Below are 12,715 nucleotides of genomic sequence, written 5' to 3'. Positions count from 1 at the left end.
CGGATTGACAGGATTTTGCTAAAATTGGCGTTTATTAGTCATTCTGTTAATCCGTTAAATCCCTAGAATTTTGGTTCAGACACCTCCTCAAACCCGCGCAAACTACCTCGGCCCGCTGCTCATCATCGGTGCACTGTTCTTTATTTTTGGCTTTGTTACCTGGGTCAACAGCGTCCTGATTGCGTTTTTCAAGCAGGCGTTCAACCTCAGTACGTTCGGGTCGAATCTGGTCGCCTTTGCGTTTTTTATTTCGTACACGCTCATGGCCATTCCGTCGTCGGCGGTACTGAAACGGACGGGATTCAAGAACGGGATGTCGCTGGGGCTGCTGGTGATGGCCGTTGGTACGCTGATCTTCGTTCCAGCTGCCAATACCGTTTCGTACGGCCTGTTTCTGGCGGGGCTGTTCCTGATTGGTATCGGTCTGACGATCCTGCAAACAGCCTCCAACCCCTATGTCACCATTCTTGGCCCCCGCGAGAGCGCGGCCCAGCGGATCAGCTTTATGGGTATCGCCAATAAGCTGGCGGGTATCAGCAGTCAGTTCATTTTTGGGGGGCTGCTGCTCGGAAGCGCCAATGCCGTAGCGGGTACGGCCAGTCTGGAAAAAGTGGTCACACCGTACCTGATCCTGACGGGGGTGCTGATCGTGCTGGCCCTTCTGATTCGCTTTTCAACCCTGCCTGAAGTGTCGGAAGAGCAGGACGACACCACCGGCAGTTCGGGCGCAACGGCCCATACCAGCGTCTGGCAATTCCCGAATCTTGTGCTCGGGGTAGCGGCCCTGTTCTGCTACGTCGGCGCGGAGGTTATCGCCGGTGATACCATCATCAACTACGGCCGGGCCATCGGTTTCAGCAACGACGAAGCCAAGTATTTCACGACCTACACGCTGTACGGACTGCTGGCGGGGTACCTGCTGGGTATTGTACTGATTCCCAAAGTGATCTCGCAGCAAAAGGCCCTGCAGTTTGGGTCGGCCCTGGCGCTGGTTCTGACGACGATAGCGCTGGCAACGGATGGATTCACGTCCATTCTGAGCATTGCGCTGCTCGGCTTTGCGATTGCCCCCATCTGGCCGGCCGTCTGGCCCCTGGCCCTGAACCGGCTGGGCCGTTTCACGAAGATCGGCTCGGCCCTGCTCATCATGGCCATTGCGGGTGGGGCGGTGCTGCCGCTGCTGCACGGCTACCTGTCTGATACGGTAAGTCCCAAGCTGGCCTACGCCCTGCTGCTGCCCCTGTTTGGCTTTATTCTGTACTACGCAACGACGGGTTATAAGAAAACGAGCTGGTAAATGGGGGTTACTGCGTCAACTCCCGGCCGTATCTGTCTCTTTGGCGAACACCTGGACTACCTCGGCCTGCCGGTCATAGCGGCTGCTATTTCGCGCCGGATCACCCTCACTGCCGAGCGGATTCAAGAACCGACAGTACGGCTGCATTTGCCTGACCTCGGCACCAACGAGCAGTTTGCGTTTGCGGGTCAGCCCCTGCCCTACGTGCAGGACCGGGACTATTACCGGGCGGCTCTCAATGTACTGCTGCGCGAAGGCTATACCTTTTCCAGTGGCTTCGACGTAACGGTTCGGGGGAATATTCCCATCAATTCCGGTACGTCGAGCTCATCGGCGCTGGTCGTTACGTGGCTGAATGCCCTGGCCCGTCTGGCCGACCACCCACAACCGCTGCCGCCCGAGCGACTGGCCGAACTGGCCTACGGGGCCGAGGTGCTGGAATTTGGCGAACCGGGCGGTATGATGGACCACTACTCCACCGCCGTTGGCAACGTGATTTATCTGGAATCGCAACCGCAGATTAATCTGACGGTCCTCCGGCCCAGGCTCGGTACGTTTGTGCTGGGCGATTCGCAGGAACCAAAGGATACGCTGGGGATTCTGGGACGGGTCAAGTTCGGTATGCTAGACATCCTGAAACGCATCAATGGCATCAATCCGGCGTTTTCCCTGCATACGGGGTCGCTGACCGATGCGGCTGAATACAAGGACATTCTGACCAAAGACGAGTATGTACTACTGAAAGGTACGCTGGCCAACCGCGACGTATTGCGCGAAGCCCTGACGGTTTTGCAGGCTCCCGAGCTCGATCATGCCCGACTGGGCCAGCTCCTGACCGACCACCAGGCCACTCTGCGCGATGCCCAGCGGATTTCAACCCCCAAGATCGACCGGATGCTTGAGGCTGCCCGTACCGCAGGGGCTTTGGGCGGAAAGATCAACGGCTCCGGTGGCGGGGGCTGTATGTTCGTCTACGCGCCTGACCAGCCCAACGTCGTTGCCGAAGCGATTGAACGCGCCGGCGGGAAAGCGTACGTGATTCAGGTCGCTCAGGGTGCCGTAGCGGACTAGTCTGGCGGGCTAGTAAGCGCCCAGCTTTTCAAACAGTTCTTTTAGTTGCGGGTCGCGCTCGTTTGCCCGGATGCTTTGCCGCAGCGCTTCAACGCCCGGTACGTCGAGCAGCAGCCCCAGCGCCTGATACGCCCCGAACCGGACCGACGAGGACGGGTCGGTTCGGGCGGCTTTCTCCAGCAATGGAACTGCCCGCTGCTGTACGTCTTTCGACGATCGCAGCAGGTATTTGGCAAACACCTGCAAAAAGTTGTACTGCTCGCCGGGCTTCAGGCTTCGCCAGGTCGTTACGAACCAGTCATACCGACCCGGATCGGCCGTTTCGGCGTAGTAATCCGCCACCGCCGACAGCACTTCGCCCTGCCGACTGTGTTCCAGCCGGGCCACTACGGCTTTGGCATCGGCCGGTTTGGCAGCCAGATACCGCTCCAGCGCAATCGCCACCACCAAATACGACGAATCGGTCAGGGCCGCCTTAATCATCGGCAGGTTGGCTTTATCGTTGTACGACGCCAGCGTAAGAACGGCTTCGGCCCGCACCGCCGACGATGGATCGCTCCGAAGGCGCTCCCGGATCAACCGCTGCACCTCCGCTTTTTGTGGGCCCGCATAACTGGCAAATTTTCCGACCGCCATCTGCCGGATTTGCCAGAACGGGTCATTCAGCGCGGCAATAACCATGGCTCGGGCGTCGCCATCAGTCGCCAGCGTCGCATTATCCTGGGTCAGAATGGCCTCACTCCGGTCCTGATACAGCTCGGCGTGGTAGTACTGAAAAACTCGTTCGGCCTGACGTTTGGGGTGATCAACCGTACCGACAAGGCGGTGGTCCGCATCGAACAGCACCAGATCAGGGCGTTGGTCGGCGGGCCATGTCAGCGTTTGCTGCGCCTGATCAACCACGACGTCGTAGCTGGTTTTCTGGCCTTTCACCCAGATGTCGACCCGGACGGGCAGCCGGTAGATTGGCGTAAAGGTGGTATCCTGTTTCTGCGTAACGCGGAGGTTGACACGGCCTGCTTCGTACGTTGTTTCAACGGCCAGCACCGCGTGGCCCGGCGACAGAAACCACTGATCAAAAAACCAGTGCAAGTCCTGGCCCGTAGCTTCTTCAAAAGCCTGGCGCAGGTCTTCTACCTCGGTTGTTCCAAAACGATGGCGAGTCAGGTAGCCGGTCAACGCCCGAAAAAACGCATCGTCGCCGATGATCTTCCGCAGGAAATGCAGCACCCGCCCGCCCTTGGCGTACGAATGAGCGTCGAACATATCCTCCCGGTCGGCGTAGCGGTAGCGGATCAGCGGCTCCTGCTTCGTTTCGGCCTCCGACAGATACTGCAACAGATCCATCTGGCCGTGCCGTTCGGCCTCATCCCGCCCCTGGGCGTGTTCAAACCACAGGTACTCGGCGTAGGTGGCAAAAGCTTCGTTCAGGGGCAGATTCGCCCACGATTCGCAGGTAACGAGATCGCCGAACCAGTGGTGGGCCAGTTCGTGGGCAATGACCGCATCGGAGTTGCCGTCCAGCAGCTCGCGGGCATCCATCTGTACCCCCTCCTGATGTACCGTCGCCGTGGTGTTTTCCATGGCTCCGCTAACGAAGTCCCGCACGGCGATCTGGCTGTATTTATCCCAGACGAACGGCGTACCGAACCGCTTTTCGAAAAAGGTAATCATGGCCGGTGTCCGCCCGAAAATTGCCCGGGCGAACGGCTCGTAAGCCGGTTCAACGTAGTAGCCCACGGTCAGAGGTCCGCGGTCGGGCGTGCGGGGCAACTGGTCGCTCACATAGGCAAAGTTCCCCACGGCAATCATCGTCAGATACGGCGCATGAGGCAACGCCTGTACCCAGCGGTCGGTACGTGTCCCGTCGGGGTTCTGCCGGGAGGAAACCAGCCGCCCGTTCGAGAGGGTACGAAACTGATTGTCGACGGTCAGGCTGATGGCCTGGGTCATCTTTTCGTTCGGGGCGTCGATGGTCGGAAACCAGGCCGAATTGGCCTCCGTTTCGCCCTGCGTCCAGATTTGCCGGGGTTTGTCGGGTTCGCTGCCGGTGGGGTTGATGAAATACAGGCCCTTGTCCGACGTAATGGCCTGACTGTCTCCTACGGGCAGTTCGTTCGGACGGGCTACGTAGTCAATGCGGAGATCGAACGTATCGCGTCGGGAATAGGTCCGGGGCAGGCTGATCCGCAGCTTCTGCCCATCGGCATAGTCGTACCGCAGTGAATCCCTGACCGGCTTGCGGTCAAGCGTATCGATCAGCACGACGCTCCGGATCAGAAAGCCTTTGGCATCCAGTTCGACCGTAGTTTGCGGGTAGACATAAGGCGTACAACGCAGCGTGGCCGTTCCTTCAACGTACTGTCGGGCCCAGTCGAAGCGTAAGTTCAGCTCGGTATGCAGCAGGTCGATCCGGCGGGGGTGGCTGGGATGATAGGTACCGGTACGGGTCAGATAGAACGTAGCGCGGCTAGTATCGACCGGTGTGAGTACCTGCGCCCGGCTTATGACCCCAACCAGCAGCCCCAGACTCATCAGCAAACAGGTCGACAACCGGTGCATAGTACGTTAAATTAAACGGGTCCGGGCGGCTCGCTGGGCCGGAAACCAGGAAGTCAGGATGGTGGCCAGCACGACGATGACGCCAGTAACGAGAATATCGCTGAGTCGAAGCCGCACCGGATACGCATCAATGACCGAACTGACCATGCCCATCTGGATAAAGCCGTACTGTTCCTGCAACAGACAGATCACTATGCCAAGCACCAGCCCAACCAGCGCACCAGTGAGGGCAATGATCGCCCCCTCGGTCAGGAAAATCCGGCGAACGAGCGCCGACGTAGCGCCCATGGCGTAGAGAATCTGGATATCCTCCCGCTTTTCGATCACCAGCATCGACAGCGAGAAAAAGATATTGATGGAAGCCACCAGAATAATCAGCGACAACGTAACGCCTACGAACAGTTTCTCGACCCGGATGGCCCGATAGAGGTCAACGTTGAGGTCATCGCGGCTTTGTACGCGCAGTTGCTCACCCACAACCGTCTGCAACGCCTGCCTGACGGTCTCTTCGTCGGTGCCAGGCAGCAGTTGAATCTCCAGGCCCGTCACCTGATCGGGGGCATAGCCGAGCAGGTCGCGCACCACCGGCAGCGGAGCCAGCACAAAGTTGTCGTAGCGCTGCTCAATAAAGAACACGCCGGAGACGTTCAGCGCCTGTCGATTGAACGCGTCGGCGTTGAGGACGTTGAACGTCGTCTGGTTGCCCTGCGGGTACCATAACTCAAGGGGCGTCAGGATATCGACGGGTGATATGCTCAGGTCGTTCCGCACGCCCTCCGCCACGATGGCGTAGTTGATCCCCTGATCGCGTAACAGCAGCTGGCCTTCGACCAGGGCCGTATCCAGTTGCCGCCGTTGAAGGTAATTTTCGTCGACCCCCTTAAGCTGCACAACGGTCTGGCCGTCGGCGTAGCGAGCCAGGGCGTTGTCCTGCACTACCTGGGTGAGCAACCCCACCCCCGGCGTTTGCCGGAGCCGATTCAGCAGGGCGGGCGACGCCGTAAAGCGCTTACCCTGGCGGGGCGAAATGGTCATGTCGGCCTCGAACGTTCTGAAGATCGTGCGGTTCAGCTCTTCCATCCCGTTGAAAACCGACAGCACAATCACCAGCGCCATCGTACCGACACCCACGCCGAGCATCGACAAAATGGACAGCCAGCTGATAAAGCTGCGCTTCTTCTTCGAGAAAAAATACCGGCGGGCAATCCAGGTGGGGAGGTTCATCAGGAATGATTGAATTGCTGAGTTATTGAATCATTGAATTTATAGAAGTCCATGATTCAATCATTCAATAACTCAATCATTCAGTTAGTTATTCGTCTTCGTCCTCTTCCGGGGCGGGTGGGATGTCCAGACCGGCGAAGAGCTTGTCCATTTTTTCGGCGTATTCGGCCGTATCGTCGATATAAAAACTCAGATCAGGTACAATCCGGAGCTGGTGACGCACCCGCTCCCCGAGGAGCTGGCGGATAGTCCGGCTCTTTTCGCGGATGCTGTCCAATAGCATCTCTTTGTTTTTGGTGGCCAGAAAACTCAGGTAGACCCGGGCTACGCTTAAATCCGGCGAAACGCGAACGCTGGTAACCGTAATGAAGGCTCCGTTGAACAAGTGCGGTACGTCGCGTTGAAATATTTCGCCTAAATCCTTCTGGATTTGGCGTGCTACTTTTTGTTGTCGTTTCGATTCCATACCAATTATAACCTGGGTATTTAGGTGAACGGTTGTTGCGTCGAATAGTTTGTCGCCCGTTGGGTTGTCCATTCGTTCGTCGGATACGTCGCAGAAAAAGAACGCCGACCGAATACCCATTCTGCAAATATCCGCAGGTTTTTTCGTTCTGCCGAAAAGGAGCTTAAATTCGCAGATTAGTCGATGCCTTGACTCGGGTAGCCATTCGCTGCCGGTTTACGCCATCGACCAAACAACTGACTGACTTTCAGACCAACTTGCTACGTTTTTTCCGAACCTACGTTCCATATCAATACCTCAGCCTGCTGGCCCTGCTGATGCTGATCCGACTGCCGTTTGTGCTGCATCCGCTGCCCCTGCTGATTCCTGAACTCAACTGGATGCTGATCGGCGAACAGATGAGTCAGGGCGATCTGCTGTACCGCGACATCTGGGATAGCGTCAGTCCGCTGTCGGCTCTGGTTTACTGGGGCCTCGACACCCTGTTTGGCCGGTCGCAGCTGGCCTACCACGCAGCGGCTACCGCCGTTTCTATTTTTCAGATCGGTTATTTCAACTACGTCACCAACAACCGCGATGTCTACCCCGACCGGTATTTCTGGCCGGGACTAATTTACATGTTGTTCCTGCACCTGTCGTTCGATTGCCTCACGTTGTCGCCGGTGCTGCTGTCGACCAGTTTTCTGCTGCTGGCCTTTGGAACGCTCATCAAGCAGATGGATCGCCGGGGCGCTACCGACGAGGTCTTTGAAGTTGGCTTCTACATTGGTCTGGCCGCGTTGTTCTATCTTCCCTCGGCGCTGTTTATTTTGTGGGCCGCCCTGTCGCTCCTGCTGTATACCGGCGCTACGTTCCGGCAGCATTCGCTGTCGCTGTTCGGTTTTCTGTTCCCGATTGCCGTTACGGTGCTGTTCTATTACCTGAACGACAGCCTGGACGATTTTAACCGGAATCTGCTGGCGTCGGTGTTCCGGGTGCGGCAGTATTCACTGACCGATTTTCAGGCTCTGTTCACGTCGCTGCTGATTCCGCTGGGGTTGGGCGTACTGGGTTTCCTGAGCCTGTTCAATACAATTCGCAGCTTCGTCAACTTTCAGCAGCGGGTGCAGCAGATCATGATGCTATACTTCCTGACGGCCGTGCTGACGATTGTGCTCATGCCGTTTCTGGCCCCGATGATGTTTCTGAGCTTTGTGATTCCAATGGCGTATTTCGCGGTGTACTACTTCGAGAACGCCCGAAAATCGTGGATGGCTGAACTCAGTTTCACAGGGGCTTTCGGCATCATGATGCTGGTTTTTTACCAGGGCGCTCTGCAATTGATTCCGGGTCTGGAACTCGGCCGGCTCAGTAGCCTGCGGGTCCAGCCCTCGCCCCTCCCCGCCGACATCAGGAACAAGCAGGTCCTGATTATTGGCGAAGACCTGAGCGCCTACCGGCAGAATCGGCTGGCTACCCCGTACCTGAGCTGGGACCTGGCCAAATACGACCTCAGGAATCTGGATAGTTACGAGGCTGTCATCAACGTATTCGATCATTTCCGGAAAGACCCCCCGGACTACATTGTCGATCACGAAAACGTAATAGAAAAGCTGTTTCAGCGGGCGCCGGCCCTGGCCGCCCAGTATGAACCGACCTCGATTGCGGGCGTTTATCGGCGAAAAGGCGTGTAAAATTTAGCGGCAGGTGGCAGATAAAAAGGGGTTTATGGCGTAAATTTCCGTCCGGACGCTCATACGTTCGCAACCCACGTTCATTCCATCAATCAACCAATGGCTTACACGTTTACTAACAAACGGACCAATCTGTATATTTTCCTGAGCGCGATCTTCCTGACCAACGCGCTGGTAGCCGAGATCATCGGCGTCAAAATCTTTTCGGTTGAAACCTTAATAGGCACCAAACCCGCTCAGATTCACCTGTTCAGCGATTTTGTGCTGGATTTCAACCTCACCGCCGGTGCCGTCATCTGGCCGTTCGTGTTCATCACGTCCGACATCATTAACGAGTATTTCGGCAAGGCGGGCGTCCGGCGCATCTCCTTTCTGACCGCCGGCTTCGTCGGCTACAGCTTTCTGATTATTTACGCCGTAACGACGCTTCCACCGGCGCAGTTCTGGCTGGATGTAAATGCGAAAGATCCGGCTGGTTTACCAATCAACATCGACAGTGCCTTCGGCATGATTTTCCGGCAGGGCCTTGGCATCATTATCGGGTCACTCACGGCCTTTCTGATCGGGCAGATCCTGGATGCGTCCGTATTTCAGTACCTGCGAAAGATAACCGGCAGCCGGAAAATATGGCTTCGTGCGACAGGCTCCACGCTGGTTTCGCAGTTGATCGACTCGTTTGTCGTACTGTTTATTGCCTTCTACGTGTTCGGCAACTGGTCATTCGCGCAGGTGCTGGCTGTGGGCATTATCAACTACATCTACAAGGCGTTTACGGCCGTAATCCTGACGCCGGTGCTCTACGTAGCGCATTACTTTATTGACCGTTACCTCGGCCAGGACCACGCCAAAGATCTGGCAAACGAAGCAGCCATGAGTTCATTTATGTGACCTTGCGTTGCCCATTCAGGGGGTTGGGGATACCGACACCCTCCTCCGCCAGTTGTCCAGAATCACGGCGGTGGCGATGCCTACATTCAGCGATTCCGCGCCCCCAAAGCGCGGAATCGTTAGTTTATGCGTAACGTACTGCCCCACTGCCGCGCTGATGCCGTTCGATTCGTTGCCCATAATGAGGTAACCAGGCAAGGGCTGGTCTTCTACAAATGACAGCTGGTGCACATTTTCACCATCTAAAAAAGCCCCGTAGATTAAACGCTTTGACCGGCCGCTTGTCTCAGCGAGGAAGCGGGCCACGTCGCCGTACCACCAGTTGACGCGGGTGAAGGAGCCTTTGCTGGCTGAGATTACCTTCGGGTTGTACACATCGGCGGTCGTTTCGGAGCACAGAATCTTTCGGACACCGTACCAGTCGGCTATTCTCAGGATCGTACCGAGGTTGCCCGGGTCGCGAATATCGTCCAGCACCAGGGCCATTTCGCCGGGTTCGGCCAGCAACGGCTGGTTCTCCATCGTACTGACAACGGCCAGTGCTGCGTTATTGCTTTCGAGGGTGCCGATACGTTCCAGCTCGGCCGGTGACGCAATTTCGACCGGTATTCGTTGGCGGTCTGTCAGGTGGGCGTTTTCTTTGTAAAATGCTTCCGTCGCCACCAGCAGACTGACCCGGAATGTAGACTGTAAAACTTCCTGTACACTCTTGGCCCCTTCGACCAGAAACGCGCCATGCTGTTGACGGTACTTTTTCTGGTGGAGTGACTGAATATACTTGATTTGATTTTTAGACAGCATGAACAAAATGTATGCTTTACGAAGTATGATGGATGATCGGCTTTCGAATAGCTCTACATCATACAGCATACGTCATACATATAAATACCTTATCTGGGCCACCTGCCTGCTGTTGACAGTCAGCTTATCGGGCTGCCTGACCTCAACAGGAGGGCGTAGAGAGTACCTGCTTACATCACAGACCGTCCGGGGCAACCGCTCCGTAACGCGCGAAGAACTGGAAAGTCTGATCCCCCAGAAGCCTAACCGCCGGATTCTGGCTTTACCCATTACCCCCGCCTTATGGTTCTATCAGCTCGGTTCGCGCCGGTTCAATCAGGCAGCGGCCGTGAAAGCCCTCCAGGACAAAACTAATGAATTTGAGCAGCAAAGTCAGCAACTGGCCGGCCAGCCGGCCGCCCTCCGGAAGCTGAACCGGCACTACGAACGTCGGCTCAAACGACTGCGCCGGAAAGCTGAGGAAGGCAACTGGATCATGCGCAACCTCGGCGAACCGCCGACCTACTTCTACGAACGCGACGCCCAGGTCAACGCCGGCAAAATGCAGAAATACCTGGTAGGCAAAGGGTTTTTCAATGCCGGAACGGCATACCGACTTGATACGTTGCGCGCACGACAGATCCGGGTCAATTACCTCGTAAACGAAAACCCCGGCTTCTTCCTGCGTAACGTAACGTATGAAATAGCTGACCCACGGGTCGATTCGCTCGTTCGGCAGTCGCAGAAAAATTCGGTGGTGCGCGTCGGCGACCGCTTCGACCTCGACAACGTTTCGGCCGAAAAGGTACGTATTGAAAGCCTGCTGCGCGATCAGGGTTACTACGCGTTCAGCCGGGCGTACATCGGCTGGGAAGTCGACTCCACCCGGCGGCTTGCCGACGATTCGCTCCGGCGCAACCTCGATCTGTATATGCAGATCACCAACCCGCCCGGGCAATCAGCGCACCCGGTTTACTACGTTGGGGATGTTCAGTTCCAGATCACCCGCGACGAAACCGGTGTTCCCGGCAGCAGCGTTCAGCTGGACACCGTTCGCCGAAATGGCATTACGTACCTGCTTGGCGGAAGCAACATCTCGTCGCGCCTGCTGGACTCGAAAATTTTTATGCGGCCCGGCCAGCCCTACAGCCAGACGAAGTACCGCGACACCCAGCGGCAGCTCTTCCTGCTCAATCAGTTTAAGTTTATTAACCTCAACATTACGGATTCGACCCGGCGGCAGCTACGGACGCTCATTACGGCCGCTCCCGTCGATAAATACGAATATACATTTGAAGGCGGCTTATTTGTTCTGTATCAGGGACAGGGCTATCCCGGTCCATTTGCTAACCTGTCATTCAGAGCCCGTAACCTCTTCGGTGGCCTTGAAACGCTTGAAACATCCGTACGCTATGGTTTTGAAGCACAGACCGGCTTCGCCATTGACTCTACAACCAATCGCTCAAGAGTCTATTTTGCGCAGGAAATAGGCATAACCAGTTCATTCATATTTCCTCAGATCCTCTTTCCGGGGCGGATGCGGTTTCAGTTTAATCCGTACAATCCGCGCACGCAGGTCAGTTTGGGCTTTACCAATTCGATTCGGCCCGATTACAGGCGGTCAACTCTCCGGTCGACAATGGCCTATAACTGGCAGACAACCCCGGCCAAACAATTCAGTTTCCTGATCGCCGACGTCAACCTGATTAACGCCAACTTCAACACGCAGTTTGGTGCTGCCTTTGAAAAGCAGTTGGATTCGCTGGCCAGTCTGGGTAGTACGATCAAGCAGAGTTTCCGTCGGTCGATCAGTTCCAGCATCAGCTTTGCCTACACCTACAACACAAACACACCCGGCCAAAACCGGCGGGCAAACTTTTTACGGGCCGTGGTCGAATCAGGCGGCACTACACTGAATTTTTTCCGGGAGTCGCAGTTACGTCAAATTTTCAATCTGACCGATTCGACAGGTTTACAGTATTTTAAGTATTTGCGGCTCAACGTTGATTTCCGACATTACATCCCGCTTCGGCCGCGTACTACGCTTGCGTTTCGGTTCAATACCGGTTTGGTATACGGATATGGTTCTAACCGAACTGCTCCTTACGAAAAGTTATTTTTTGCAGGCGGCAGCAACAGCATTCGGGCCTGGCCCCTTCGCCGTTTAGGTCCCGGGGCTGAATTACCTCAGGCCCGCGACGGTGCTCAGCGGGTGCCTGTTTTCGATAACCGGGATGGCCGGGATGAGCAGTTCGCCTATACCTTCGAAAAGCCCGGCGATATGCTCATCGAAGGGTCAGCTGAATTACGCGGTCATCTGTTTCGCCTGCTCGCCGACATCAACGGCGCTTTCTTCATTGATGCCGGAAACGTCTGGACAATCCGGAACAACAACCGGCGATTTGGCGAACAATTTCGGTTCAATACCTTCGTCCCACAGATTGCGGTTGGCACCGGAGTTGGTCTCCGTATCGATTTCTCCTTTTTTGTGATCCGGTTTGACGGCGGCATCAAGGTCTGGGATCCAGCCCGGCGGTACCTCGCAAATGATAATAGACTGGTCGATGAGCGCTTCTTACTTCCCAAATTCTCACTACGTCAGCTGACCAAAGGCCCAAACCCCCTGGTCCTGAATTTCGGCATCGGCTATCCGTTCTAACCCGCGCAGCACGTACTTCTAATGGCTTTGTGGATCTGCATGATACGTATGAAACGCAGGTAAACTGCCTCAACACACTCTGACAAATTGGCAGA

The 12,715-nt window shown here is 56.2% G+C and carries 9 protein-coding genes; 5 read left to right on the top strand and 4 right to left on the bottom strand.

The genetic code is table 11. From position 1 onward, the window contains the following. Positions 1 to 70 precede the first annotated feature (70 nt). Together DYU11_RS18810 and DYU11_RS18805 are read left to right on the top strand one after the other, a co-directional pair. A complete protein-coding gene (locus tag DYU11_RS18810; protein WP_119669246.1) occupies positions 71 to 1,297 on the top strand; it encodes a sugar MFS transporter in 1,227 nt (408 codons plus the stop codon). Further along, complete coding sequence (locus DYU11_RS18805; RefSeq protein WP_119669245.1) at positions 1,298 to 2,368, top strand: mevalonate kinase family protein; 1,071 nt, start codon at positions 1,298 to 1,300, stop codon at positions 2,366 to 2,368. It begins immediately after the preceding gene. 9 nt (positions 2,369 to 2,377) lie between these two features. Here DYU11_RS18805 and DYU11_RS18800 read toward each other — a convergent pair whose 3' ends face one another. The 3 genes from DYU11_RS18800 to rbfA all read right to left on the bottom strand — a co-directional run bounded on the left by DYU11_RS18800 (position 2,378) and on the right by rbfA (position 6,620). Next, positions 2,378 to 4,930 (bottom strand): M1 family aminopeptidase, encoded by a 2,553-nt coding sequence (locus DYU11_RS18800; RefSeq protein ID WP_119669244.1) that lies wholly within the window; start codon positions 4,928 to 4,930, stop codon positions 2,378 to 2,380. A 6-nt stretch (positions 4,931 to 4,936) separates the two neighbouring features. After that, positions 4,937 to 6,154 carry an ABC transporter permease gene (locus DYU11_RS18795; protein ID WP_119669243.1) on the bottom strand — a complete coding sequence of 406 codons (1,218 nt, stop codon included), beginning with the start codon at positions 6,152 to 6,154 and terminating at the stop codon, positions 4,937 to 4,939. A gap of 88 nt (positions 6,155 to 6,242) precedes the next feature. Then, entirely contained in the window at positions 6,243 to 6,620 is a 378-nt protein-coding gene (rbfA, locus tag DYU11_RS18790; protein WP_119669459.1) for a 30S ribosome-binding factor RbfA, read from the bottom strand. Between the two features lie 257 nt (positions 6,621 to 6,877). On the opposite strand from rbfA, the gene DYU11_RS18785 reads away from it, so the two are divergent. Continuing rightward, the gene (locus DYU11_RS18785) at positions 6,878 to 8,293 is read left to right on the top strand and encodes a DUF6427 family protein (protein WP_119669458.1); all 1,416 of its coding nucleotides are present in this window, start codon (positions 6,878 to 6,880) and stop codon (positions 8,291 to 8,293) included. Between the two features lie 99 nt (positions 8,294 to 8,392). Next, positions 8,393 to 9,181, top strand: a complete 789-nt coding sequence (locus DYU11_RS18780; RefSeq protein WP_119669242.1) for a queuosine precursor transporter — start codon at positions 8,393 to 8,395, stop codon at positions 9,179 to 9,181. Positions 9,182 to 9,196: 15 nt separating this feature from the next. On the opposite strand, the gene DYU11_RS18775 is transcribed toward DYU11_RS18780, so the two are convergent. After that, positions 9,197 to 9,982, bottom strand: a complete 786-nt coding sequence (locus tag DYU11_RS18775) for a TrmH family RNA methyltransferase (RefSeq protein ID WP_119669241.1) — start codon at positions 9,980 to 9,982, stop codon at positions 9,197 to 9,199. On the opposite strand from DYU11_RS18775, the gene tamL reads away from it, so the two are divergent. After that, positions 9,981 to 12,620, top strand: coding sequence for a translocation and assembly module lipoprotein TamL (gene tamL / locus DYU11_RS18770; RefSeq protein WP_119669240.1), 2,640 nt, complete (start codon positions 9,981 to 9,983; stop codon positions 12,618 to 12,620). The two genes, DYU11_RS18775 and tamL, sit on opposite strands and share 2 nt — an antisense overlap. The last annotated feature ends 95 nt before the right edge of the window (positions 12,621 to 12,715 follow it).

Origin of the sequence: Fibrisoma montanum (assembly GCF_003583365.1) — a bacterium.
GTDB lineage: Bacteria > Bacteroidota > Bacteroidia > Cytophagales > Spirosomataceae > Fibrisoma > Fibrisoma montanum.
Note: the sequence above shows the minus strand (reverse complement) of the source record. Positions and strands in the feature narration are given on the sequence as shown.

Bases quoted from the DNA above. Each gene is read 5' to 3' on its own strand.
- DYU11_RS18780 (WP_119669242.1), top strand. From the start codon at position 8,393: ATGGCTTACACGTTTACTAACAAACGGACCAATCTGTATATTTTCCTG.
- rbfA (WP_119669459.1), bottom strand. From the start codon at position 6,620: ATGGAATCGAAACGACAACAAAAAGTAGCACGCCAAATCCAGAAGGAT.
- DYU11_RS18805 (WP_119669245.1), top strand. From the start codon at position 1,298: ATGGGGGTTACTGCGTCAACTCCCGGCCGTATCTGTCTCTTTGGCGAA.
- tamL (WP_119669240.1), top strand. From the start codon at position 9,981: ATGAACAAAATGTATGCTTTACGAAGTATGATGGATGATCGGCTTTCG.
- DYU11_RS18795 (WP_119669243.1), bottom strand. From the start codon at position 6,154: ATGAACCTCCCCACCTGGATTGCCCGCCGGTATTTTTTCTCGAAGAAG.
- DYU11_RS18800 (WP_119669244.1), bottom strand. From the start codon at position 4,930: ATGCACCGGTTGTCGACCTGTTTGCTGATGAGTCTGGGGCTGCTGGTT.
- DYU11_RS18775 (WP_119669241.1), bottom strand. From the start codon at position 9,982: ATGCTGTCTAAAAATCAAATCAAGTATATTCAGTCACTCCACCAGAAA.